The 24,274-nt window shown below is 59.9% G+C and carries 25 protein-coding genes and 4 tRNA genes; 22 read left to right on the top strand and 7 right to left on the bottom strand.

Annotated elements, in window-relative coordinates; genetic code table 11:
- Positions 1-70 precede the first annotated feature (70 nt).
- Together proB and ACA046_RS28300 are read left to right on the top strand one after the other, a co-directional pair.
- The gene (proB, locus tag ACA046_RS28305; protein ID WP_017477809.1) at positions 71-1,189 is read left to right on the top strand and encodes a glutamate 5-kinase; all 1,119 of its coding nucleotides are present in this window, start codon (positions 71-73) and stop codon (positions 1,187-1,189) included.
- Between the two features lie 17 nt (positions 1,190-1,206).
- Positions 1,207-1,668 carry a CreA family protein gene (locus tag ACA046_RS28300; protein WP_076014013.1) on the top strand — a complete coding sequence of 154 codons (462 nt, stop codon included), beginning with the start codon at positions 1,207-1,209 and terminating at the stop codon, positions 1,666-1,668.
- Positions 1,669-1,815: 147 nt separating this feature from the next.
- Here the strand turns inward: ACA046_RS28300 and rpsT are convergent, their stop codons facing one another.
- Entirely contained in the window at positions 1,816-2,094 is a 279-nt protein-coding gene (gene rpsT / locus ACA046_RS28295; protein WP_003215870.1) for a 30S ribosomal protein S20, read from the bottom strand.
- A 254-nt stretch (positions 2,095-2,348) separates the two neighbouring features.
- Here rpsT and murJ point away from each other — a divergent pair, with 254 nt between their 5' ends.
- The 6 genes from murJ (at position 2,349) to ispH (ending at position 9,886) form a co-directional block, all read left to right on the top strand.
- Positions 2,349-3,887: a murein biosynthesis integral membrane protein MurJ gene (murJ, locus tag ACA046_RS28290; RefSeq protein WP_076014012.1), complete on the top strand. Its 1,539-nt coding sequence runs from the start codon at positions 2,349-2,351 to the stop codon at positions 3,885-3,887.
- A 118-nt stretch (positions 3,888-4,005) separates the two neighbouring features.
- Entirely contained in the window at positions 4,006-4,944 is a 939-nt protein-coding gene (gene ribF / locus ACA046_RS28285) for a bifunctional riboflavin kinase/FAD synthetase (RefSeq protein WP_076014011.1), read from the top strand.
- Positions 4,945-4,957: 13 nt separating this feature from the next.
- Positions 4,958-7,789 carry an isoleucine--tRNA ligase gene (gene ileS / locus ACA046_RS28280; protein ID WP_497675378.1) on the top strand — a complete coding sequence of 944 codons (2,832 nt, stop codon included), beginning with the start codon at positions 4,958-4,960 and terminating at the stop codon, positions 7,787-7,789.
- Positions 7,782-8,291 (top strand): signal peptidase II, encoded by a 510-nt coding sequence (gene lspA, locus ACA046_RS28275; protein ID WP_076014009.1) that lies wholly within the window; start codon positions 7,782-7,784, stop codon positions 8,289-8,291. Before ileS ends, lspA begins: the two co-directional genes overlap by 8 nt.
- 7 nt (positions 8,292-8,298) lie before the next feature.
- The gene (fkpB, locus tag ACA046_RS28270) at positions 8,299-8,736 is read left to right on the top strand and encodes an FKBP-type peptidyl-prolyl cis-trans isomerase (RefSeq protein ID WP_003215879.1); all 438 of its coding nucleotides are present in this window, start codon (positions 8,299-8,301) and stop codon (positions 8,734-8,736) included.
- A 202-nt stretch (positions 8,737-8,938) separates the two neighbouring features.
- Positions 8,939-9,886: a 4-hydroxy-3-methylbut-2-enyl diphosphate reductase gene (gene ispH, locus ACA046_RS28265; protein WP_048724209.1), complete on the top strand. Its 948-nt coding sequence runs from the start codon at positions 8,939-8,941 to the stop codon at positions 9,884-9,886.
- Here ispH and ACA046_RS28260 read toward each other — a convergent pair.
- Positions 9,840-10,421 (bottom strand): GspH/FimT family pseudopilin, encoded by a 582-nt coding sequence (locus ACA046_RS28260; RefSeq protein ID WP_076014008.1) that lies wholly within the window; start codon positions 10,419-10,421, stop codon positions 9,840-9,842. The two genes, ispH and ACA046_RS28260, sit on opposite strands and share 47 nt — an antisense overlap.
- A 219-nt stretch (positions 10,422-10,640) precedes the next feature.
- On the opposite strand from ACA046_RS28260, the gene pilV reads away from it, so the two are divergent.
- The 5 genes from pilV (at position 10,641) to thiO (ending at position 13,941) form a co-directional block, all read left to right on the top strand.
- Positions 10,641-11,117 (top strand): type IV pilus modification protein PilV, encoded by a 477-nt coding sequence (gene pilV / locus ACA046_RS28255; RefSeq protein ID WP_497675377.1) that lies wholly within the window; start codon positions 10,641-10,643, stop codon positions 11,115-11,117.
- Positions 11,114-11,821: a PilW family protein gene (locus ACA046_RS28250; protein WP_076014007.1), complete on the top strand. Its 708-nt coding sequence runs from the start codon at positions 11,114-11,116 to the stop codon at positions 11,819-11,821. The genes pilV and ACA046_RS28250 overlap by 4 nt, the downstream gene beginning before the upstream one ends.
- A gap of 6 nt (positions 11,822-11,827) precedes the next feature.
- Positions 11,828-12,355, top strand: coding sequence for a pilus assembly PilX family protein (locus ACA046_RS28245; protein WP_497675376.1), 528 nt, complete (start codon positions 11,828-11,830; stop codon positions 12,353-12,355).
- Between the two features lie 12 nt (positions 12,356-12,367).
- Complete coding sequence (locus ACA046_RS28240) at positions 12,368-12,769, top strand: type IV pilin protein (RefSeq protein ID WP_459023891.1); 402 nt, start codon at positions 12,368-12,370, stop codon at positions 12,767-12,769.
- A 62-nt stretch (positions 12,770-12,831) separates the two neighbouring features.
- Entirely contained in the window at positions 12,832-13,941 is a 1,110-nt protein-coding gene (thiO, locus tag ACA046_RS28235; RefSeq protein ID WP_318303166.1) for a glycine oxidase ThiO, read from the top strand.
- Here the strand turns inward: thiO and ACA046_RS28230 are convergent.
- Positions 13,928-14,161 (bottom strand): PP0621 family protein, encoded by a 234-nt coding sequence (locus tag ACA046_RS28230; RefSeq protein WP_076014003.1) that lies wholly within the window; start codon positions 14,159-14,161, stop codon positions 13,928-13,930. The genes thiO and ACA046_RS28230 overlap by 14 nt on opposite strands.
- Positions 14,162-14,285: 124 nt before the next feature.
- Positions 14,286-15,311 carry an outer membrane protein assembly factor BamD gene (locus ACA046_RS28225; protein WP_459023888.1) on the bottom strand — a complete coding sequence of 342 codons (1,026 nt, stop codon included), beginning with the start codon at positions 15,309-15,311 and terminating at the stop codon, positions 14,286-14,288.
- 149 nt (positions 15,312-15,460) lie between these two features.
- Between ACA046_RS28225 and rluD the strand changes: the two genes are divergently transcribed.
- The 7 genes from rluD (at position 15,461) to ACA046_RS28190 (ending at position 20,556) form a co-directional block, all read left to right on the top strand.
- Complete coding sequence (gene rluD, locus ACA046_RS28220; RefSeq protein ID WP_003215899.1) at positions 15,461-16,423, top strand: 23S rRNA pseudouridine(1911/1915/1917) synthase RluD; 963 nt, start codon at positions 15,461-15,463, stop codon at positions 16,421-16,423.
- Complete coding sequence (gene pgeF, locus ACA046_RS28215; RefSeq protein WP_459023885.1) at positions 16,420-17,145, top strand: peptidoglycan editing factor PgeF; 726 nt, start codon at positions 16,420-16,422, stop codon at positions 17,143-17,145. The genes rluD and pgeF overlap by 4 nt, the downstream gene beginning before the upstream one ends.
- Positions 17,146-17,276: 131 nt before the next feature.
- A complete protein-coding gene (gene clpB / locus ACA046_RS28210; RefSeq protein WP_076014000.1) occupies positions 17,277-19,841 on the top strand; it encodes an ATP-dependent chaperone ClpB in 2,565 nt (854 codons plus the stop codon).
- A 300-nt stretch (positions 19,842-20,141) separates the two neighbouring features.
- Positions 20,142-20,217, top strand: a tRNA-Asn gene (locus tag ACA046_RS28205).
- 10 nt (positions 20,218-20,227) lie between these two features.
- Positions 20,228-20,304, top strand: a tRNA-Pro gene (locus ACA046_RS28200).
- Between the two features lie 5 nt (positions 20,305-20,309).
- Positions 20,310-20,385, top strand: a tRNA-Lys gene (locus ACA046_RS28195).
- 94 nt (positions 20,386-20,479) lie between these two features.
- A tRNA-Pro gene (locus ACA046_RS28190) sits at positions 20,480-20,556 on the top strand.
- 178 nt (positions 20,557-20,734) lie between these two features.
- On the opposite strand, the gene ACA046_RS28185 is transcribed toward ACA046_RS28190, so the two are convergent.
- The 3 genes from ACA046_RS28185 to ACA046_RS28175 all read right to left on the bottom strand — a co-directional run bounded on the left by ACA046_RS28185 (position 20,735) and on the right by ACA046_RS28175 (position 22,986).
- Positions 20,735-22,033: an NAD(P)/FAD-dependent oxidoreductase gene (locus ACA046_RS28185; RefSeq protein ID WP_167665251.1), complete on the bottom strand. Its 1,299-nt coding sequence runs from the start codon at positions 22,031-22,033 to the stop codon at positions 20,735-20,737.
- Between the two features lie 60 nt (positions 22,034-22,093).
- Positions 22,094-22,267, bottom strand: coding sequence for a DUF3094 family protein (locus ACA046_RS28180; RefSeq protein WP_076016477.1), 174 nt, complete (start codon positions 22,265-22,267; stop codon positions 22,094-22,096).
- A gap of 89 nt (positions 22,268-22,356) precedes the next feature.
- On the bottom strand, positions 22,357-22,986 hold the full coding sequence (locus ACA046_RS28175) for a DUF1780 domain-containing protein (RefSeq protein WP_008437312.1): 630 nt from the start codon (positions 22,984-22,986) through the stop codon (positions 22,357-22,359).
- A 102-nt stretch (positions 22,987-23,088) separates the two neighbouring features.
- Between ACA046_RS28175 and ACA046_RS28170 the strand changes: the two genes are divergently transcribed.
- Positions 23,089-23,556, top strand: a complete 468-nt coding sequence (locus ACA046_RS28170) for an FAD/FMN-containing dehydrogenase (protein ID WP_459023881.1) — start codon at positions 23,089-23,091, stop codon at positions 23,554-23,556.
- Positions 23,553-24,242, top strand: coding sequence for an energy-coupling factor ABC transporter permease (locus ACA046_RS28165; protein ID WP_497675375.1), 690 nt, complete (start codon positions 23,553-23,555; stop codon positions 24,240-24,242). The genes ACA046_RS28170 and ACA046_RS28165 overlap by 4 nt, the downstream gene beginning before the upstream one ends.
- The last annotated feature ends 32 nt before the right edge of the window (positions 24,243-24,274 follow it).

The raw sequence follows: 24,274 nt of genomic DNA, 5'->3' as shown, positions 1-24,274 counted from the left end.
AAATCGGTAGTCACGAATAACGTTATGGGCGGCGCTGGGTCGCGCGGCCCTCTATCTAAGGTTGAAGATGATGCGGAGCAAGGTGACAGGTGCGCAGCGTTGGGTCGTTAAGATCGGTAGCGCGCTGCTGACGGCGGATGGCAAGGGGCTGGATCGTGCGGCCATGAGCGTCTGGGTGGACCAGATGGTGGCTTTGCATGAGGCCGGTGTCGAGTTGGTGCTCGTGTCGTCCGGGGCGGTTGCCGCGGGCATGAGTCGCCTTGGCTGGACCGCGCGACCCAGCGCGATGCACGAGCTGCAAGCCGCCGCCGCCATCGGTCAGATGGGCCTGGTGCAGGCTTGGGAGTCCAGCTTTGCCGAGCACGGTCGCCACACGGCGCAGATTCTGCTGACCCATGACGACTTGTCCGACCGCAAGCGCTACCTGAATGCCCGCAGCACCCTGCGTGCCCTGGTTGAACTCAAGGTGATCCCGGTGATCAATGAGAACGACACGGTGGTGACCGACGAAATTCGTTTCGGCGATAACGACACCCTGGCGGCCCTGGTGGCGAATCTGGTTGAGGCTGATTTGCTGGTGATTCTCACGGATCGCGACGGCATGTTCGACGCTGATCCGCGCAACAACCCTGAGGCGCAACTGATTTACGAGGCGCGTGCCGATGATCCGGCGCTGGATGCGGTGGCTGGGAGTGTCGGTGGTGCCTTGGGTCGTGGCGGTATGCAGACCAAGCTGCGTGCGGCGCGGCTGGCGGCGCGTTCCGGCGCGCATACCATCATCGTTGGCGGTCGGATTGAACGGGTGCTGGATCGTCTCAAGGCGGGCGAGCGCATCGGTACGCTGCTGTCGCCTGAGCGCGGCATGCTGGCGGCGCGCAAGCAGTGGCTGGCGGGGCATCTTCAGACGCGCGGTACCTTGGTGTTGGATGCTGGGGCTGTGTCGGCGTTGTCCCAGGGCAACAAAAGCCTGCTGCCGGTGGGCGTAAAATTGGTCCAGGGCAGCTTTCGCCGTGGCGAGATGGTGGTTTGCGTGGCGCCGGACGGTCGCGAGATTGCCCGTGGCCTGGCCAACTACAGTGCTCTTGAGGCGCAGAAAATCATTGGGCAATCGTCTGATGCGATTGTCGGTCTGTTGGGTTACATGGCTGAACCGGAGCTGGTTCACCGGGATAACCTGATTCTGGTTTAAGTAAAAAGGAATTCTCGATGCGCGTGATGAAGGGGTTGCTCGGTGTACTGCTGGCGATGCCGTTGCTGGCATCGGCCGAAGAGATTGGCCAGGTGTCGACGGTGTTCAAGTTTGTCGGCCCCAATGACCGGATTGTGGTCGAGGCCTTTGATGACCCGAAGGTGGATGGCGTGACCTGCTACCTGTCCCGCGCCAAGACGGGTGGGGTGAAAGGTGGTCTGGGGTTGGCTGAGGATCGCGCTGAGGCGTCTATTGCCTGTCGTCAGGTGGGCGCGATTCACTTCAAGGGTGAGCTGAAGGACGGGGATGAAGTGTTCAAGGAGCGCACGTCCCTGGTGTTCAAGACCATGCAGGTGGTGCGTTTCCTCGACAAGAAGCGCAATACCCTGGTGTATCTGGTCTACAGCGACCGCTTGATCGAAGGCAGTCCGCAGAATGCGGTGACGGCGATTCCGATCTTGCCATGGCCTGCCCAGTAGGCGCGAGCTCACTCGCGAAAAGCCAGAGGGCGCCGCGTTTATTCAGGCGGCGCACATAATCGTTAAAGACCATCGCGAGCAAGCTTGCTCCAACAGGCAGGCAATAAAAAACCGACCCTAGGGTCGGTTTTTTAACAAGCTTATCGCTTAGGCTGCAGCAGCAAGGTTCAGAGCCTTGATGTGGCCATTCAGACGACCTTTATGGCGAGCAGCTTTGTTCTTGTGGATGATGCCTTTATCGGCCATACGGTCGATAACTGGCACGGCCAGAACGTAAGCAGCTTGAGCTTTTTCAGCGTCTTTTGCGTCAATGGCTTTAACTACATTCTTGATGTAGGTACGAACCATGGAACGCAGGCTGGCGTTGTGGCTGCGACGCTTCTCAGCCTGTTTTGCACGTTTTTTGGCGGAAGGTGTGTTGGCCACCGTCGAGCTCCTCGAAAGACTTTTTAGGAAATAGCAAACAAAATAGGCCGCGAATCATGCCGATGAGTTGAAGTCTTGTCAAGGGCGGGTGATGCGAACTGCTGAGTGGTCGATCTTAAGAGGCGGGTGATTTATTTCCGGCGCTTGACCTGTAAACTCGCGAGCTTTGGCTCTGTGCTTGTTGCAGGCGCGGAGTATCGCATATGTGGGCCGTTTGTTCGCCTGCTCTTTATCTATAGGCAAAAACTCTTTCAATGAATCTGCTCAAATCGTTGGCCGCCGTCAGCTCTATCACGATGATTTCCCGGGTTCTTGGGTTTGTGCGTGACACGCTGCTGGCACGTATTTTTGGCGCCAGCATGGCCACGGATGCCTTCTTTATAGCCTTTAAACTGCCCAACCTGCTGCGGCGGATCTTCGCCGAAGGGGCTTTTTCCCAGGCTTTCGTGCCGATTTTGGCGGAATACAAGGCCCAGCAAGGCGAGGAGGCGACCCGCACCTTTATTGCCTATGTTTCGGGTTTGCTGACGTTGGTGCTGACGTTGGTGACGATCGCCGGGATGCTCGCCGCGCCCTGGGTGATCTGGGCCACGGCCCCCGGTTTTGCCAATACGCCGGAAAAATTCGCCCTGACCACTGATCTGTTGCGGGTGACCTTTCCTTATATATTGCTGATTTCCCTGTCGTCCCTGGCCGGGGCGATCCTCAATACCTGGAACCGCTTCTCGGTGCCGGCCTTCGTGCCGACCCTGCTTAACGTCAGCATGATTATTTTTGCGCTGTTCCTGACGCCGTACTTCGATCCGCCCGTGATGGCTCTGGGCTGGGCGGTGTTGGCCGGTGGCCTGGCACAACTGCTGTACCAACTGCCGCACCTGAAGAAGATCGGTATGCTCGTGCTGCCGCGCCTGAACCTCAAGGACACCGGCGTGTGGCGCGTTATGCGCAACATGCTGCCGGCAATCCTCGGGGTTTCCGTCAGCCAGATTTCTCTGATCATCAATACCGCCTTTGCCTCGTTGCTGGTCTCGGGCTCCGTATCGTGGATGTACTACGCCGACCGTCTGATGGAGTTGCCGTCCGGCGTGCTGGGCGTGGCGCTCGGCACCATCCTGCTGCCGACGCTGTCCCGCACCTATGCCAGCAAGGACCGTCACGAATACTCGCGAATCCTCGATTGGGGGCTGCGGCTGTGCTTCGTCTTGGTATTGCCGTGCTCCCTGGCGCTGGGGATCCTGGCGGAACCGTTGACCGTTTCTCTGTTTCAGTACGGCCAGTTCAGTGCGTTTGATGCCTCGATGACCCAGCGTGCGCTGATCGCCTATTCCGTCGGGCTGCTGGGCATTATCGTGATCAAGGTCCTTGCTCCCGGCTTTTATGCCCAGCAGAACATCCGTACCCCGGTGAAGATTGCGATCTTCACCCTGGTGGTCACGCAACTGCTCAACCTGGTGTTTATTGGTCCGCTGGCTCATGCCGGCCTGGCGTTGGCCATTAGTGTCGGCGCCTGCATCAACGCCGGCCTGCTGTTCTATCAACTGCGTAAACAGAAAATGTTCCAGCCGCAGCCGGGCTGGGGCATGTTCGCGCTCAAGCTGCTGGTGGCGGTGGCGATGATGTCTGCGGTGTTGCTGGGGCTGATGCACTTTATGCCTGCCTGGGATCAGGGCCATATGCTGGAGCGCTTCATGCGCCTTGGTGCGTTGGTAGTGGCTGGCGTGGTGGTGTACTTCGGCATGTTGCTGCTGATGGGCTTCCGCTTGCGGGATTTCAATCGCAAGTCGCTGAGCTAGAGACTTTTCGTCGATAAGGCGGTTGTTTTATCGATTCGCGCAAATGGCCTGCGCTGTTGCCTGTCGTCCGGGGCTGGGTGTGGTTATAATCGACCACTTTATGAGCAAGAAGCGCGTTATGCAGCTGGTTCGAGGTCTCCACAACCTGCGCCCCCAGCATCGGGGCTGCGTCGCCACTATTGGCAACTTTGACGGTGTTCACCGTGGCCACCAGGCTATCCTGGCCCGCCTGCGTGAGCGTGCGGTTGAGTTGGGCGTGCCCAGCTGTGTGGTGATTTTTGAACCACAGCCGCGCGAATTCTTTACCCCGGAGACGGCACCGGCGCGTCTGGCCCGTCTGCGGGACAAACTGCAACTGCTGGCTGAAGAAGGCGTGGACCGTGTCCTTTGCCTGGCTTTCAACCAGCGTTTGCGCAGCCTCAGCGCCGCCGAGTTCGTCGACCGTATCCTGGTGGACGGCCTGGGCGTGCAGCACCTGGAGGTCGGTGACGACTTCCGTTTCGGTTGCGACCGGGTAGGGGATTTCGATTTCCTGCAACAGGCCGGCGTCACCCAGGGTTTTACCGTCGAAGCCGCGCAAACCGTCGAACTGGACGGCCTGCGTGTGAGCAGTACCCAGGTGCGTAACGCCCTGGCCGCTGCCGACTTCGCCTTGGCCGAGCGTTTGCTCGGTCGCCCGTTCCGGATTGCCGGGCGGGTGCTGCACGGCCAGAAGCTGGCGCGCCAACTGGGCACGCCAACTGCCAACGTGCAGCTCAAGCGCCGTCGTGTGCCACTGACCGGGGTTTACCTGGTGAGTGTCGACATCGACGGCCAATCGTGGCCCGGAGTCGCCAACATAGGCGTCAGGCCCACGGTTGCAGGTGATGGCAAAGCCCACCTGGAAGTTCACCTTTTGGATTTTGCCGGTGATTTGTATGACCGGCGTTTGACGGTGGCTTTCCACCAAAAGCTGCGTGAAGAGCAGCGTTTCGCCTCCCTGGAGGCGTTGAAAACGGCGATCAATGCGGATGTCGCCGCCGCCCGTGCACTAGCCGCACCTAGCGCCCATCGCTAATGAAGAGCCTTAAATGACCGACTATAAAGCCACGCTAAACCTTCCGGACACCGCCTTCCCAATGAAGGCCGGCCTGCCACAGCGCGAACCGCAGATCCTGCAGCGCTGGGACAGTATTGGCCTGTACGGAAAGTTGCGCGAGATTGGCAAGGATCGTCCGAAATTCGTCCTGCACGACGGCCCTCCTTATGCCAACGGCACGATTCACATCGGTCATGCACTGAACAAGATTCTCAAGGACATGATCATCCGCTCGAAAACCCTTTCGGGTTTCGACGCGCCTTATGTCCCGGGCTGGGACTGCCACGGCCTGCCGATCGAACACAAAGTCGAAGTGACCTACGGCAAGAACCTGGGCGCGGATAAAACCCGCGAACTGTGCCGTGCCTACGCCACCGAGCAGATCGAAGGGCAGAAGTCCGAATTCATCCGCCTGGGTGTATTGGGCGACTGGGCCAACCCGTACAAGACCATGGACTTCAAGAACGAGGCCGGTGAAATCCGCGCCTTGGCCGAAATCGTCAAGGGCGGTTTCGTGTTCAAGGGCCTCAAGCCCGTGAACTGGTGCTTCGATTGCGGCTCGGCCCTGGCTGAAGCAGAAGTCGAGTACGAAGACAAAAAGTCCTCGACCATCGACGTCGCCTTCCCGATCGCCGACGAAGCCAAACTGGCTGAAGCCTTCGGTCTCGCGAGCCTGGCCAAGCCAGCCTCCATCGTGATCTGGACCACCACCCCGTGGACCATCCCGGCCAACCAGGCGCTGAACGTGCACCCGGAATTCACCTACGCCCTGGTGGACGTCGGTGACAAGCTGCTGGTGCTGGCTGAAGAGCTGGTCGAGGCGTGCCTTGCCCGCTACAACCTGCAAGGCTCGGTGATCGCGACCACCACCGGCTCCGCGCTGGAGCTGATCAACTTCCGTCACCCGTTCTACGACCGCCTGTCGCCAATCTACCTGGCCGAGTACGTTGAACTGGGCGCCGGCACCGGCGTGGTTCACTGCTCGCCTGCCTATGGCGTAGACGACTTCGTGATCTGCAAGCAGTACGGCCTGGTCAACGACGACATCATCAATCCAGTGCAAAGCAACGGCGTGTACGCGCCGTCCCTGGAATTCTTCGGTGGCCAGTTCATCTTCAAGGCCAACCCGGCGATCGTCGACAAGCTGGCTGAAGTCGGTGCGCTGCTGCACACCGAAACCATCACCCACAGCTACATGCACTGCTGGCGTCACAAGACCCCGCTGATCTACCGCGCCACCGCGCAGTGGTTTATCGGCATGGACAAAGAGCCGACCAGCGGCGACACCCTGCGTAACCGCGCGATCAAGGCGATCGAAGACACCAAGTTCGTTCCGGCCTGGGGCCAGGCGCGCCTGCACTCGATGATCGCCAACCGTCCGGACTGGTGCATCTCCCGCCAGCGCAACTGGGGCGTGCCGATCCCGTTCTTCCTGAACAAGGAAAGCGGCGAGCTGCACCCGCGTACCGTCGAACTGATGGAAGTGGTTGCCCAGCGTGTTGAGCAAGAAGGCATCGAAGCCTGGTTCAAGCTGGACGCCGCCGAGCTGCTGGGCGAAGAAGCGCCGCTGTACGACAAGATCAGCGACACCCTGGACGTCTGGTTCGACTCCGGTACCACTCACTGGCACGTATTGCGCGGTTCGCACCCGATGGGCCACGAGACCGGCCCGCGTGCCGATCTGTACCTGGAAGGTTCCGACCAGCACCGTGGCTGGTTCCACTCCTCGTTGCTGACCGGCTGCGCGATCGACGATCACGCCCCGTACCGCGAGCTCCTGACCCACGGCTTCACCGTCGACGAAAACGGTCGCAAGATGTCCAAGTCCCTGGGCAACGTGATCGCGCCGCAAAAGGTCAACGACACCCTGGGCGCCGACATCATGCGCCTGTGGGTTGCCTCTACCGATTATTCGGGCGAGATGGCCGTGTCCGAGCAGATCCTGCAGCGTAGTGCCGATGCCTACCGCCGGATCCGTAATACCGCACGCTTCATGCTATCGAACCTGACCGGTTTCAACCCCGCCACCGACATCCTGCCGGCCGAGGAAATGCTCGCCCTGGATCGTTGGGCCGTGGACCGTACCCTGTTGCTGCAGCGCGAGCTGCAAGAGCATTACGGTGAATACCGCTTCTGGAACGTCTACTCGAAGATCCATAACTTCTGCGTGCAGGAGCTGGGTGGTTTCTACCTCGACATCATCAAGGACCGCCAGTACACCACCGGCGCCAACAGCAAGGCCCGCCGTTCGGCGCAGACCGCGCTGTACCATATCTCTGAAGCGCTGGTGCGCTGGATCGCCCCGATCCTGGCTTTCACCGCCGACGAGCTCTGGGAATACCTGCCGGGCGAGCGTAACGAGTCCGTCATGCTCAACACCTGGTACGAAGGCCTGACCGAATTGCCGGCCGACTTCGAACTGGGCCGCGAGTACTGGGAAGGCGTGATGGCCGTCAAGGTTGCCGTGAACAAGGAACTGGAAGTGCAGCGCGCGGCGAAGGCCGTTGGCGGCAACTTGCAGGCCGAAGTTACGCTGTTTGCCGAGGAAGGCCTGACCGCTGACCTGGCAAAGCTGAGCAACGAACTGCGCTTCGTCTTGATCACCTCGACCGCCAGCCTGGCGCCGTTTGCCCAAGCGCCTGCGGATGCCGTCGCGACCGAAGTCCCGGGCCTCAAGCTCAAAGTGGTCAAGTCGTCCTTTGCCAAGTGTGCCCGTTGCTGGCACTGCCGTGAAGATGTCGGCGTGAACCTTGAGCATCCGGAAATCTGCGGTCGTTGCGTCGACAACATCTCTGGCGCTGGCGAGGTCCGTCACTATGCCTGAAGCCAGTCGTTTTGGACGCCTGGGCTTGCTCGTATTGAGCGTGCTGGTGCTGGTCATTGACCAGCTCAGCAAGGCTCATTTCGAGGGCGCCCTGGAGATGTACCAGCAGATCGTGGTGATTCCCGACTACTTCAGCTGGACCCTGGCCTACAACACCGGTGCTGCGTTCAGCTTCCTGGCTGACAGCTCCGGCTGGCAGCGCTGGCTGTTTGCCCTGATCGCCGTGGTGGTCAGTGCCGTGCTGGTGGTCTGGCTCAAGCGCCTGGGGCGCGATGACACCTGGCTGGCCGTGGCGCTTGCCCTGGTGCTCGGTGGTGCATTGGGCAACTTGTACGACCGCATTGCCCTGGGCCATGTGATCGACTTTATTCTGGTGCATTGGCAGAACCGCTGGTACTTCCCGGCGTTCAACTTTGCCGACAGCGCCATCACCGTCGGTGCAATCATGCTGGCGTTGGATATGTTTAAAAGTAAGAAAACCGGAGAGACCGTTCATGACTGAACAGGTATTGGCTGAGCAACGCATCGGCCAGAACACGGAAGTCACCTTGCATTTCGCATTGCGCCTGGAGAATGGCGACACGGTCGACAGCACGTTCGACAAGGCCCCGGCGACCTTCAAGGTCGGCGACGGCAACCTGCTGCCGGGTTTCGAAGCGGCACTGTTCGGCTTCAAGGCCGGCGACAAGCGCAACCTGCAGATCCTGCCGGAAAACGCCTTTGGCCAGCCCAACCCGCAAAACGTACAGATCATCCCGCGTTCGCAGTTCCAGGACATGGAACTGTCCGAAGGCTTGCTGGTGATCTTCAATGATGCGGCGAATACCGAACTGCCGGGTGTGGTGAAAGCTTTTGATGACGCGCAAGTGACCATCGACTTCAACCACCCGTTGGCCGGGAAAACCTTGACCTTTGATGTCGAAATCATCGACGTTAAAGCGCTGTAACTAACGAAACCGGCCTACTGTAGGAGCGAGCTTGTGTGGCGAGGGAGCTTGCTCCCGTTGGAGTGCGTAGCACTCCCAAACTGTTCATCGAGATACACCTGATGTGTCTCGATTGCCCAGGTTGGGGCTGCTTCGCAGCCCAGCGGGAGCAAGCTCCCTCGCCACACAAGCTCGCTCCTCAGGGCAAGACACGAGGCACAGCATGCAAATCAAACTCGCCAACCCCCGTGGCTTCTGCGCCGGCGTGGACCGGGCGATTGAAATCGTCAACCGCGCCCTGGAAGTCTTCGGGCCGCCGATTTACGTGCGCCATGAAGTCGTCCACAACAAATTCGTGGTCGAAGACCTGCGCAGCCGCGGGGCCATCTTCGTTGAAGAACTGGACCAGGTGCCGGACGACGTTATCGTTATCTTCAGCGCCCACGGCGTTTCCCAGGCCGTGCGCACTGAAGCAGCAGGCCGTGGCCTGAAAGTGTTCGACGCCACCTGCCCGCTGGTGACCAAGGTGCACATCGAGGTCGCGCGCTACAGCCGTGATGGTCGTGAATGCATCCTGATTGGCCACGCCGGTCACCCGGAAGTCGAAGGCACCATGGGCCAGTACGACGCCAGCAATGGCGGCGCGATCTACCTGGTGGAAGACGAAAAAGACGTCGCCGCGTTGCAGGTGCACAACCCTGAAAAGCTGGCGTTCGTTACCCAGACCACCCTGTCCATGGACGACACCAGCCGCGTCATCGATGCGCTGCGTACGCGCTTCCCCGCGATTGGCGGGCCACGCAAGGACGACATCTGCTACGCCACGCAAAACCGCCAGGATGCGGTCAAGCAATTGGCCGACGAATGCGACGTGGTGTTGGTGGTGGGTAGCCCCAACAGCTCCAACTCCAACCGTTTGCGTGAACTGGCCGAGCGCATGGCCACTCCGGCCTATTTGATCGATGGTGCCGAAGACATGCAGCGCAGCTGGTTCGATGGCGTCGAGCGCATCGGCATCACGGCGGGTGCCTCGGCCCCGGAAGTGCTGGTTCGCGGCGTTATTCAGCAACTGCAGGCCTGGGGCGCCACAGGCGCTGATGAGCTGGCTGGCCGTGAAGAGAACATCACTTTCTCCATGCCCAAGGAGCTGCGGGTTCGCTCGCTGCTCTGAGTCCCAAGGTGCCGGCGTAGCCCCGGCACAGCGCCTGCTCGGTTTTGTTACTGCGCAGGCTGATGCGCCCGCTGGCTGCCAGCACCACTTGATACAGGCTCAGTTGCTGGTCCGTCGCGCACACGTGAACGGTGCCGGCGCTGAAAGCCCCTGCTGACAGCAGCGGTTCGCCCAGGCCGCTGAAGCGTATCTGGGTTCTCACTGGCGTATTCCCCACAATCGGTATCTGGCCACTGTCCTGGCGCTCCAGCAGCACCGGGTTTTTGTCGTCCAGATGGCCGCGACCGTTCAGGTCCAGTACCACCCTCCATCCCCGGCTCCAGTCATCCTCCAGTGCATGGATAACCACCGTGCGATTACGCGCGATGGCTTCCGTACGGGCGTAACGCACCCCGCCGGCGAGTGATTCGGCGGCGCTCTGGCGACGTTGCGATTCAAGCAGCCCCTTGAGGCTCGGCACTGCCAGATTGGCCAGGATGCCGCTCAGGAACAGACCCAGAACCAGCTCAATCAGAGAGAAACCTCGTTGTTTCATGTGCCGTCCCTCCGTGGACGCGGTGTGCTTTTTCAGTGGATGCCGAGTGGCAGACTTAGTTATAGCGGCCAGTCCGGCGTGGCGAATGATGGCCATCCTGTCCAAAGTATTTCGCTTTGTTCCGGGGTGCAGCGCTCAGGCAAGACCGGCGCTAGTCTTGCGTCGCACGGCAGATTTCCCGCTGCTTTTTGATGACCTTCGACATGGATGACGATGGTAATGATCGCTTTCCCCGTAACGAATCACCCTCAATTGGCCCAGGCCGGGATGACCCTGATCGAGGTCCTGGTATCTGTGCTGATCCTTGCCGTCGGCCTGCTGGGGGCTGCGGTGATTCAGCTTAATGCCTTGAAGTACACCGACAGTTCCAGGATGACCAGCCAGGCCAGTTTCATCGCGTACGACATGCTCGACCGCATCCGCGCCAACTCAGGTGCTGATTACTCATGGGGGCAGAGCGAGCGCGCGCCCTCCAGCACTTCGGTCGCGAGTGTCCGGGATCTGGACCTGCACGATTTCGAAGCCAACATCGCGGGATTTGCGGGGGAGAGCGCCAAGGGTTCGGTTGCGGTCAATCAGCGTGAGGTGACCATCAGCATCAGTTGGGATGACTCCCGTGGGGCGAAGGCTCAAGGCGCCCGGGAAACATTCACCCTGACCAGCCGGGTTGCTGTTGACCCGAGGGGGTTGCCATGAGCGGCCCCGCTCGCGGTTTTAGCCTGGTGGAGCTGTTGCTGGCGTTGGCGCTAGGATTGTTGTTGATCATGGGTGTGACCCAGATCGCGCTCAGCTCTCGAGCCACCCGTGACAACCAAAGTGCAGCTTCGCTGTTGCAGGATGATGCACGGTTCGTCTTGGGCAAGCTGGTTCAGGAAATACGCCAGGCAGGCATGTTTGGTTGCCTGTCCACCGCATCAATCAGCAACGCTCCCGCAGGGTTCGACCGTCCCATCGGTTGGAGTGCCACCGGCAACTCCCGGTCGCTGACGCTGGTGACCGCTGACGTCGGAGAGGGTGGCAGCAAGCCTGACTGGACAGTGCTTTCCGATTGCACCGGATCTGCCTACGCCTACGCGGGAAGCCCACCGACACCAGCGCCCGGGCAGATCCACTTTCCATTGCGCAAGCTGACCTACACCTTCGAGGGCGGGCAGTTAAAGCTCAGCACGTTGGCAGCCCCGAGCAAGGCAGTGCTGGTGGATAACGTGGGGGCTTTTGATATCAGTTTCGGGGTGGCCGGGAAGGCGGGCTCAACGATTGTCACCCGATACGACCCCAACCCCGGTGATGAGTCGCTGATACGCAGTGTGCGGATTCTGCTGACGCTTCAGGATCCAAATGGGCGGGTGAAAGACCAGACCTACAGCGTTGTAGCCGCGCTACGTAATCGCCTGGAGTAGCTGCCCATGGGTTATTACCGCTCTTGTTCGAGGCAGGCCGGCATGGTTTTGCTGATCAGCCTGGTATTCCTGCTGTTGCTGGCGCTCCTCGGTTTGTCTTCGATGCAGGGGGCAATCTCGCAAGAAAAAATGACCGGCAGCGTTCGGCAGCGCAACCAGTCGTTTCAGCTGGCCGAAAGCGGCCTCAGGCTTGGAGAGTCTGTGGTGCAGGCGCCTGGTTTTGGCTTGCGTCCTTGTCAATCGACTGTTGCGCGTGCGCCACCTCCCGAGTCGGTTTCGGTCGTGGGGCCAGGGACGAACCCTGTGTCGGCTGTCACTTGGGTGGGGATGAAAGATGGCGTCTACGGTATTCAGAATCTGGGGCCGGGAATGGGCTTGGCTCACCTCCCGGCAGAGACCCAAGCCACCCTCTATCGAGTGACTTCGGTGGGAATCAGCGGCCATTCGCGTTCCGTCCTGGAGACGGTGTATGCGCGCGTGGGCAGCGGCGCCGGTGAGCGTTTTCGACGAATCATGTGGCGACAACTTCAATAGGTGAGCGGCACGATGAGCAAGGATTGCACTGGTTTCACCCTGATCGAATTATTGATCGCCGTGGCGATCATCGGCCTTCTGCTTGGCGTCGCCTATCCCGGCTATACGAGCCATATGAAAAAGGTCTATCGCGCCGAAATTGCCGGGTTGCTGACCGAGCAAGCTCAGCACCTGGAGCGTTATTACGCGAGGAACGGCACTTTTATTGATGCGACTGGCGTCATCGCCGGCAATGATCGCTATAGAATCACCCCTGCATTGAATCCTCAGGATTTCGTTCTGCTTGCCACGCCCGCAACTGATTCGGTGATGGCGGGCGATCCCTGTGCAGCCTTCAGCCTGACCAGTGCCGGTGCGCGAAGCAATCCGGGTGCCGTGCCTGACATGACGCGCAAGGCGTGCTGGGGGCAATGATGAGGAAGCTGGACGATTGGGCGCCGGGCGTGCCTTTTTCTTTTTATCGGCTGGATCGAACAATGGCTAAGCAACAGCAAGTAGTGGTTGTGGGTGGCGGGGTAATTGGCTTGTTGACGGCGTTCAACCTGGCGACCCAGGGGCAGACGGTGGTGTTGCTGGATCGCTCGGCGGTCGGGCAGGAGTCTTCCTGGGCTGGTGGCGGCATTGTTTCCCCGCTGTACCCATGGCGCTATAGCCCGGCGGTGACGGCACTGGCGCACTGGTCCCAGGATTTTTACCCGCAACTGGCAGAGCGTTTGTTCGCCGCTACTGGCGTTGACCCGGAAGTTCACACCACGGGCCTGTATTGGCTGGACCTTGACGATGAGGCCGAGGCGCTTGCCTGGGCGGCGCGCGAAGGGCGCCCGCTGAGCAAGGTGGATGTTTCAGCGGCCCATGACGCTGTGCCGGTGCTGGGTGCCGGGTTTTCCCAGGCGATCTATATGGCGGATGTGGCCAATGTGCGTAATCCGCGGTTGGTCAAATCCCTCAAGGCAGCCTTGTTGGCCCTGCCGGGCGTGACGATTCACGAGCAGTGCGCGGTTGAAGGGTTTATTCAGGAGGGCGGTAAGGTTGTCGGGGTGAATACGGCTCTTGGGCCGATCCGTGGCGATGAGGTGGTGCTTGCTGCCGGGGCCTGGAGCGGTGAGTTGCTGGGTAGCCTGGGGTTGGCGTTGCCCGTGGAGCCGGTCAAGGGGCAGATGATCTTGTATAAATGCGCCTCGGACTTCCTATCGTGCATGGTCCTGGCCAAGGGGCGTTATGCGATTCCGCGGCGAGACGGTCACATCCTGATCGGCAGTACGCTGGAGCATGAGGGGTTCGACAAGACGCCCACCGATTCCGCCCTGGAAAGCCTGAAAGCCTCTGCCGTCGAGTTGATTCCGGCACTGGCTGATGCCGAGGTGGTGGGGCATTGGGCCGGCTTGCGGCCCGGATCGCCGGAAGGCATTCCCTATATCGGCAAGGTGCCAGGGTTTGACGGGCTATGGCTCAATTGCGGGCATTACCGCAATGGCCTGGTGCTGGCGCCGGCTTCCTGTCAGTTGTTTGCCGATTTGTTGCTGGAGCATAAGCCGATCATTGATCCGACGCCCTACGCGCCGGCAGGCCGGATCAACGCTGGATAGCCTTCGGACCCTGCTCCAGATGCGCCTGGGTGCAATACCACTCCTGGCGCAGGCTCAAGGCTCGATCCTGCGGCAGATGAAGGCCGCAGTGAGCGCAACGAACCATCTGAATAGTACCTTGCTCGCTGGGCCGCTGCTGTTTGGCGGCCGGGCTTTTGAATTTGCGCCAAATCCATACCGCGGCAGCAATAACGGCAATCCAGAACAGTAGACGAACCATGGTGGGCAGCTTCTCGACAAGTAATGCGCCAGTTTAGCCAAGGACGTGATGGGCGCACAGCGCAATTATGCAGCGCAATAAAAAAGGGAGCTCAAGAGCTCCCTTTTTGCATCGCGGCGAACAGTCAGTCAAAGACACCGAAGGTCATGTAGCTGAACCACGAGCGATCTTCGTTGTTGCCCAGGGCTTGAGGCCCTTGCTCTTCGATGATGTCGCCGTTTTCGTCACGCGGCTTGAGGTCCGATGGGATCGAATCCTTGGCGTCCTGGTATTGCTTGATGATGTCCTGGTTGGCGCGGGTTTCACCCGGCGGCAGCGGTGGACGGGACTCGATCAGGCCCAGGGTGTATTTGCTCAACCACGAACGGTTGTCGGCTTCGGCAACCTGCGGTACGAACTGGCCGTCCTTCAGGCTTGGGTGATCCGGGTAGTTGAGCTTCAGGGTTTCCAGGCTGGTGGCCGCCAGGGCGTCCAGGTGCAGGCGCTGGTAAGCCTCGGTCATCACGGCCAGGCCGTCACCCACGGATGGGGTTTCCTGGAAGTTTTCCACTACATAGCGGCCACGGTTCGCGGCAGCAACGTACGCCTGACGGGTCAGGTAGTAGTGGGCTACGTGGATCTCGTAGGAAGCCAGCAGGTTGCGCAGGTAGATCATGCGCTGCTTGGCGTCCGGCGCGTAGCGGCTGTTCGGGTAGCGGCTGGTCAGCTGGGCGAACTCGTTGTAGGAGTCGCGGGCAGCACCCGGGTCACGCTTGGTCATGTCCAGCGGCAGGAAGCGTGCCAGCAGGCCAACGTCCTGGTCAAACGAGGTCAGGCCCTTGAGGTAGTAGGCGTAGTCCACGTTCGGATGTTGTGGGTGCAGGCGGATAAAACGCTCGGCGGCGGACTTGGCAGCTTCCGGCTCGGCGTTCTTGTAGTTGGCGTAGATCAGCTCAAGCTGGGCCTGGTCGGCGTAGCGCCCGAACGGATACCGCGACTCCAGTGCCTTCAGCTTTGCCGTGGCGCTGGTGTAGCTGTGGTTGTTCAGGTCGGTCTGAGCTTGTTGGTACAGCTCGACCTCGCTCAGGTTTTCGTCGACGACTTCCTTTGTTGACGAGCAAGCAGCAGTCATGGCGAGGATGGCGATCAGCAGCAGGTGTTTCACTTGCATGGCGGCTTGCGTCCCTATGACGGCCGCTGTCTTGGGCGGGGCCGTCCTGTTATGATGAGCGCCCCTTGGAAAGCCTCGGGGCAAAAGACGCCGTATTTAACCACAAGCGCGCAGCCGAAACCAAAGGCTGTGCCACGCCTAGTCTGAGCATGTCCGATAAAATTGAACTTCGCGCAGAGGTGCCGTCCGAATTGGGCGGCCAACGCCTCGATCAAGTCGCCGCACAATTATTCGCTGAGCACTCGCGCTCGCGCCTTTCCGCCTGGATCAAAGACGGCCGCCTGACTGTGGATGGAGCGGTTATCCGCCCGCGAGACATAGTCCATGGTGGTGCGATTCTTGAGCTGACTGCCGAGCAGGAAGCCCAGGGAGAATGGATCGCCCAGGACATTGAACTGGACATCGTCTATGAAGACGACGACATCCTGGTGATCAATAAACCCGCAGGCCTGGTGGTTCACCCGGCCGCCGGGCACGCTGATGGCACCCTGCTCAATGCCTTGCTGCACCACGTGCCGGACATCATCAATGTCCCGCGCTGCGGCATCGTGCACCGGCTGGACAAGGACACCACCGGCCTTATGGTGGTGGCCAAGACCATTCAGGCGCAGACGCAGTTGGTCACACAACTGCAGAGCCGCAGCGTCAGCCGCATCTATGAATGCATCGTGATCGGCGTGGTAACCGCAGGTGGCAAAATCAATGCCCCGATCGGTCGCCACGGCCAGCAGCGCCAGCGCATGGCGGTAATGGAAGGTGGCAAACAAGCTGTCAGCCACTACCGCGTGCTCGAGCGTTTCCGCTCCCACACCCACGTGCGGGTCAAGCTGGAAACCGGTCGTACCCACCAGATTCGGGTGCACATGGCGCACATCAACTTCCCGTTGGTTGGAGATCCGGCCTACGGTGGCCGCTTCCGTATTCCGCCGGCGGCCAGTGCAACCATGGTTGATTCGCTGAAAACCTTCCCGCGCCAGGCACTGCATGCACGCTTCCTGGAACTGGATCATCCGACGAGCGGTAAGCGGATGAGCTGGGAATCGCCACTTCCAGACGATTTTGTCTGGTTGTTGTCGCTGCTCAAGCAGGATCGCGAGGCGTTCATCGGATGAGTGACTGGCTGATTCCTGACTGGCCTGCGCCGGCCGGGGTGAAAGCCTGCGTTACCACCCGTGCGGGCGGCGTCAGTCTGGCGCCGTTCGACAGCCTCAATCTCGGCGATCACGTTGAGGACAGCCTCGAAGCCGTTCTCGAAAATCGTCGTCGCCTCACCGATGCCCTCAATATTCAGCCGGCCTGGCTGCGCCAGGTTCACGGTGTGGTTGTGGTTGAGGCGGACCCCGGTCGGACTGCCGAGGCAGATGGCAGTTGGACCAGCACCCCAGGCATCGCCTGCACATCGATGACGGCTGACTGCTTGCCTGCCTTGTTTTGCAATCGCGCCGGCACCCGCGTCGCTGCTGCCCATGCCGGTTGGCGTGGCCTGGCTGCGGGAGTTCTGGAAGCCGCTTTCGAAAGCCTGGATGCCGAACCTGGCGAAGTGCTGGTTTGGCTAGGCCCGGCCATTGGCCCCAAAGCCTTCGAAGTGGGTCTGGAAGTGCGTGAAGCCTTTATGCAGCAACTTCCGGAAACGATTGAGGCGTTCGTCCCCAGTCAGAACCCGGGCAAGTTCATGGCCGACATATACCAACTGGCCCGCCTACGCCTCGCAGCCCGCGGCGTCACGGCTGTGTACGGTGGCGGCTTGTGTACTGTGACCGATCCCCGCTTCTATTCCTACCGTCGCAGCCCGCGCACCGGTCGGTTTGCCTCCCTTATCTGGCTTGAACGCTAGACTCTCCTGACCTGCGTCAACTATTGGCAGCTTGAATCTCCCAGAATCGACCACATCTATAGGGGTATCTGGCAGGTTTCTTCATTCAGGATGTGTTTATAGCTCCGGCCTGCTCAAAAGGAAGGTGACTAATGCGTATTGATCGTTTAACCAGCAAATTGCAGTTGGCATTATCTGATTCTCAATCCCTGGCGGTTGGCCTTGACCATCCGGCCATCGAGCCTGCGCACTTGATGCAAGCGCTCCTGGAGCAACAAGGCGGTTCCATCAAGCCGTTGCTGATGCAGGTGGGCTTCGACGTCAACAGCCTGCGCAAGGAGTTGAGCAAAGAGCTCGACCAACTGCCGAAAATCCAAAATCCTACTGGCGACGTGAACATGTCCCAGGACTTGGCGCGCCTGCTTAACCAGGCCGATCGCCTGGCACAGCAGAAGGGTGACCAGTTCATCTCCAGCGAACTGGTGCTGCTCGCCGCCATGGACGACAACAGCAAACTTGGCAAATTGTTGCTGGGCCAGGGCGTGAGCAAAAAAGCCCTGGAAAATGCCATCAACAACCTGCGTGGCGGCGAAGCGGTAAATGATCCTAACCACGAGGAGTCTCGCCAGGCCCTGGACAAGTACACCGTCGACCTGACCAAGCGCGCCGAAGAAGGCAAGCTCGATCCGGTGATCGGTCGTGACGATGAGATTCGTCGCACCATCCAGGTCCTGCAGCGTCGCACCAAGAACAACCCGGTGCTGATCGGCGAACCTGGCGTGGGTAAAACTGCGATTGCCGAAGGCCTGGCCCAGCGCATCATTAATGGCGAAGTGCCGGACGGCCTTAAAGGCAAGCGTCTGCTGTCCCTGGACATGGGGTCGCTGATTGCCGGCGCCAAGTTCCGCGGTGAGTTCGAAGAGCGCCTGAAGTCCCTGCTGAATGAACTGTCGAAGCAGGAAGGGCAGATCATTCTGTTTATTGACGAACTGCACACCATGGTCGGCGCCGGTAAAGGCGAAGGATCGATGGATGCGGGCAACATGCTTAAGCCAGCCCTGGCGCGTGGTGAGTTGCATTGCGTCGGTGCGACCACGCTGAACGAATATCGCCAGTACATCGAGAAGGATGCGGCGCTTGAGCGTCGCTTCCAGAAAGTACTGGTGGAAGAACCAAGCGAAGAAGACACCATCGCGATCCTGCGGGGCCTGAAAGAGCGGTATGAGGTCCACCATAAAGTCGCGATTACCGACGGCGCGATCATTGCGGCGGCGAAGTTGAGCCATCGCTACATCACTGACCGCCAGTTGCCGGACAAGGCCATCGACCTGATCGACGAAGCGGCCAGCCGTATTCGGATGGAAATCGATTCGAAGCCCGAAGTGCTGGATCGTCTGGATCGGCGCTTGATTCAGTTGAAAGTTGAATCCCAGGCCCTGAAGAAAGAAGAGGACGAGCCGGCGAAGAAACGCCTGGAAAAACTCCAGGAAGAAATTGTTCGCCTTGAGCGCGAGTATTCGGACCTCGAAGAAATCTGGACCTCGGAAAAAGCCGAAGTGCAGGGTTCTGCGCAGATCCAGCAAAAGATCGAACAGTCCCGCCAGGAGCTGGAAGCAGCGCGCCGTAAAGGCGACCTGAACCGCATGGCCGAGTTGCAGTACGGGGTGATCCCGGACCTGGAGCGCAGCCTGCAGATGGTTGACCAGCACGGCAAGCCTGAGAACCAGTTGCTGCGCAGCAAGGTGACCGAGGAAGAAATCGCCGAAGTCGTCTCGAAGTGGACCGGTATTCCTGTGTCGAAAATGCTCGAAGGCGAGCGCGACAAGCTGCTGAAGATGGAAAGCCTGTTGCACCAGCGCGTTATCGGCCAGGACGAGGCAGTGATCGCGGTATCCAACGCGGTGCGGCGTTCCCGGGCCGGGTTGTCCGACCCGAACCGTCCGAGCGGCTCGTTCATGTTCCTCGGCCCGACCGGCGTGGGTAAGACCGAGCTGTGCAAGGCTTTGGCCGAGTTCCTCTTTGATACCGAAGAGGCTATGGTGCGGATCGATATGTCCGAGTTCATGGAGAAACATTCCGTGGCTCGCCTGATCGGGGCGCCACCTGGCTATGTAGGATACGAGGAGGGCGGTTACCTGACCGAGGCCGTACGGCGCAAGCCTTACTCGGTGATCCTTCTGGACGAGGTCGAGAAGGCCCACCCGGATGTGTTCAACGTGTTGCTGCAAGTGCTGGAAGATGGCCGCCTGACGGACAGTCACGGACGTACCGTGGATTTCCGCAATACGGTGATCGTGATGACCTCCAACCTGGGTTCGGTACAGATCCAGGAACTGGTGGGTGATCGTGAAGCCCAGCGCGCAGCCGTGATGGACGCGCTGACCAGCCACTTCCGGCCGGAGTTCATCAACCGGGTCGATGAAGTGGTGATCTTCGAGCCTCTGGCACGAGATCAGATCGCGGGCATCACCGAGATCCAGTTGGGCCGCCTGCGCAGCCGTCTGGCGGAACGTGAGTTGTCCCTGGACCTGAGCCGCGAGGCGTTGGACAAGCTGATCGCTGTCGGTTACGACCCGGTGTACGGCGCACGGCCGTTGAAGCGTGCGATCCAGCGCTGGATCGAGAACCCGTTGGCACAGTTGATCCTGTCGGGCAGCTTTATGCCGGGCACCAGCGTCGAGGCGACGGTGGAGAACGACGAAATCGTCTTCCACTAAGCTCGAGTGGTACTGCTATAAGAAGAGGCCCCGCATTGCGGGGCCTTTTTTTTCGATAGGGCGTTGAACTGTAAGGCAAAGGCTTGTAAAGTGCGCCCCGCAGCAACGTCAGCCCAACGGTTTCTTCTCCCCAAGGAGAAATCAGAAAGAAGCGCAAATCATTGTCTTAAAAGCAATTTAAAGGGTTGACAGGGGTTTTTAAGATTGTAGAATAGCGCGCCTCAGAGACACTAACGTAGCGATACGGAAGCATCGAAGAGAAGGTAACAAGCAACAACGTAACACTTTGAAATATGTAGTTCCGTGATAGCTCAGTCGGTAGAGCAAATGACTGTTAATCATTGGGTCCCAGGTTCGAGTCCTGGTCACGGAGCCAATTTCAAAACCGGGGTATAGCGCAGTCCGGTAGCGCGCCTGCTTTGGGAGCAGGATGTCAGGAGTTCGAATCCCCTTACCCCGACCATATTTGGGTCGTTAGCTCAGTTGGTAGAGCAGTTGGCTTTTAACCAATTGGTCGTAGGTTCGAATCCCACACGACCCACCATTTTTGAGACCAGTTAACGCTGGAATCGAATCTTAAGATCAGAGGCCAAAAGCGCTGATCGAAGAAGGCGACTGAGAGGTCGCCTTTTTTTTACCGGGGTATAGCGCAGTCCGGTAGCGCGCCTGCTTTGGGAGCAGGATGTCAGGAGTTCGAATCCCCTTACCCCGACCATATTAAAAATCCTCGTATCGAAAGATACGGGGATTTTTTTTTGTGCGCGGAATCCTGGGCGCACCACAAAACAAATGTGGGAGCGGGCTTGCTCGCGAAAGCGGTGGTTCAGTGCCAGATGTACTGACTGACACACCGCTTTCGCGAGCAAGCCCGCTCCCACACTAACCGAGTCCTATCAATGCAGCTTTAGACGCGGCTCAGTCCCTCGCCCAATCTTGCTCCCCAGCATCAGCATCGCCGTGCGGAAGAAGCCATACAGCGCCATCTGGTGCATGCGGTACAGCGACACATAAAACATCCGCGCCAGCCAGCCTTCCAGCATCACGCTGCCCGTCAGGTTACCCATCAAGTTACCCACAGCCGAAAAACGCGACAGTGAGATCAGCGAGCCGTAGTCGGTGTATTTATACGACGGCAGGTCCTTGCCCTCGATCCGCAGCTTCAGCGACTTGGCCAGCAACGACGCCTGCTGGTGAGCCGCTTGGGCCCGTGGCGGCACATTGCGGTCGGTGCCGGGTTGCGGGCAAGCCGCGCAGTCACCAAAGGCGAAAATATTCTCGTCACGGGTGGTTTGCAGGGTCGGCAGCACTTGCAGTTGGTTGATACGGTTGGTTTCCAGGCCGTCGATGTCCTTGAGGAAGCCTGGTGCACGAATCCCGGCAGCCCAGACCTTGAGACTGGCCGGGATTACCTGGCCGCTGCTGGTGATCAAGGCGTCGGCCGTCACTTCACTCACGGCGGAGTTGGTCAGGACGGTCACCCCGAGTTTTTCCAGGGTTTTGTGCACAGGCCCGCCAATCCGCTCCGGCAGGGCAGGCAGCACCCGTGGGCCGGCTTCGATTAGGGTGATGTGCATGTTTTCCGGCTTGATCTTGTCCAGGCCATAGGCGGCCAGTTCATGTGCGGCGTTATGCAGTTCGGCGGCCAGTTCGACCCCGGTGGCGCCGGCGCCGACGATGGCGACGCTGATCTGCTCTACCACGTCCGTCTGTCCGGCGTGGGCGCGCAGATAGTGGTTGAGCAATTGCTGATGGAAGCGCTCGGCCTGTTTGCGGGTGTCGAGGAACAGGCAGTGTTGCGCTGCGCCCTCGGTGCCGAAGTCATTGGTGGTGCTGCCGACGGCGATCACCAGGCTGTCGTAGTCCAGCACGCGCGCGGGCACCAGTTCACGGCCTTCTTCGTCGAGGGTGGCGGCCAGCTGGATTTTTTTCTGCTCGCGATCAAGCCCGCTCATGCGCCCCAGCTGGAACTCGAAGTGGTTCCATTTTGCCTGGGCAACATAATTGAGTTCGTCTTCCGAAGAGTTCAACGAGCCGGCTGCCACTTCGTGGAGCAAGGGTTTCCAGATGTGGGTGAGGTTGGCGTCCACCAGCGTAATGCTGGCAGTGCCGCGCTTGCCCAGAGTCTTACCCAGGCGGGTAGCCAACTCCAGGCCGCCGGCGCCGCCGCCGACGATAATAATACGATGGGTCATGGGGATATCTCGCAAGGCTAAAAGAAATCGGTGCGGTTACCCGAGCGAGCGCAAGGCAGCTCATAGCGTCAGGTAACTCAGAAGGCGGCTCAGCAAACCCAGGCCGATCACGGCAACCACCACCACGGCAAGGAGCAGCCATGGCCGGAAAGGCTTGCGCTCGACTTGGTTCTGGGACAGTTGCAGGTACTCTTCGACATGCTGTTGGTCGTCGGGGTTCAGGCGGCTGGTCATAAAGGCCTCGTCAGGTAGACGTTGCTAAAGGGCGCCACGTTACAGTCGGGTGATTGGCGGCATTGACAGAAGCATAGTCGTTGACCCGATTACAGGCTGATGCCCACATCAAACACTATGCTGCGGCCCAGATTGTTGCGCAAGAAGTCCGGCGCGTCCGGATGTGCGAACAATACGCGGGCAAACGTCGGGCCCACTAGGGACAGCGAGCGCCAGCCCTGGCGCAGGTACTCGGTGGGCGGCGGGAAATGACTGTTGAGGTCGAGTACTTCGCGCTTGAGGCTGGCGAATGCAATGAGGTCGAGCTCCCCCAGGTCCATCCCGCGTTCTTTATAGTTGTGGGCCTTCTTGCGTAGGGTCGGCGCCAGGCGCAGCAGGAATTCGTGGGCGGGAATGCGCCGAGGCTTGGCTTCTCGCCGAACCAACTGGCTCAGGGAGAATGCGCTGCGCCGCCGCAACAGTTCGTCGCGCCACTCATCGTTCAGGCGCCGTCCTTCGTCGAGCACGAAAAACACCTCGAAACTGGCGTCGCGAAACAACACATCCGGCGGCTCCTGCCCGGCGGCGTGGAATTCTTCGGCGCGGTAGGGCACGTTCAAGCCTTGTAGCAGGCGCTGGCAGACCCAACGCTCACGCTCCCATTTGCGGGCATTGGACAGGAACGCGTTGGCTTGTTCGGCCGCTACGGTGAGCAGGCGCAAATAATCTGAGTCATCCATGTCACCAGCTTAGCGTCCAAATGATGACCGCAGGAAGTCCCGCGTCAAAAGGTCGGTGTAGACTGGCCACTCGACAGTTTCCCGTGGCATGAGGAGTATGCAGTGAAGTTTTTTGTAGTGCTGTTCTTGAGTCTTTTGCCCGTGTGGGCCCAAGCCGTCGAAGTGGGTCAGCGTGTTGCACCCTGGACCTTGCTTGACCAGTTCGACCAGGCCTACACCCTGGATGACCAGGCGCAGACCTTGCTGGTCGCCCGCAGCATGGACGCCGCCAAAATCGTCGACGCAGCGCTGCAAGGCCAGCCCAAGGGTTATCTGGAGGCACGGCATGCGGTGTTTCTCGCCGATATCCAGCGCATGCCCCGGCTGATTGCGAAGATGTTCGCGGTGCCGGCCATGCAGGCCTACAACTATCGCGTCATGCTCGACCGTGATGCCCGTGTAACCCCGCGCTATCCGGCACCTGTGGATAAAGTCCTGTGGCTGCAACTGGATCACGGGAAGTTGGTGGCGCAGCACGAGTACGACTCCGCCGCTGAACTGCGCCAGGCCCTGGAGCAGGTGCAGCCGTGATCAGTGCCGCGGTGCTGGCGCCGGAAACCCTCAGCATCGGCTGGTTGCTGTATGCGCCGGTGGTGATGTGGGCGCTCCTGCGTTCGCCGTGGGTCGAGCTGTTTGCCGACCGGCGGCGCCAGCATGTGCTGTTTGGCACGGTGTTCGCGCTGTTCATGTTGTGGTTGGTACGTCGGGATTTCGATACAGGGGTGTCTTACCACTTCATCGGCATGACCGCCGTGACCTTGCTACTTGATTGGCCCCTGGCGATCGTCGGCGGGTTTGCCGCACAGATCGGCCTCGTATTGCTCGGTCGCCAGGACCTGGCGGCCGTGGGCATCAACGGCATGCTGCTGGTCCTGTTGCCGGTACTGGTCACTGAAGGCTGTGCGCTGCTGGTGGAGCGGGCGAAGCCACGTAATCCCTTTGTGTATATCTTCTGTTCGGGCTTTTTCGCAGCAGCGCTGTCGGCCTTGATGTGCCTGCTGGTGGGCCTGGGCTTGTTGTGGTTCGACGGTCGTTTCGCGATGCCGGAGTGGATCGAGGATTTCGTCGGGTACCTGTGGCTGATCATTTTCCCCGAGGCCTTTATCAACGGCATGGTGATCAGCGCCCTGGTGGTGTTTTGCCCGGAGTGGCTGGAGACGTTCAACCGCACCCGCTACCTCTCGGCGCCCTGGAAGGATGACGATACAGGGCCTTGATCCAGGTCAAATCCCGCACACGCGAGTGGTCT

The organism is Pseudomonas sp. LBUM1641 (genome assembly GCF_059716235.1).
This window is presented reverse-complemented; position numbering and strand designations above follow the sequence as displayed.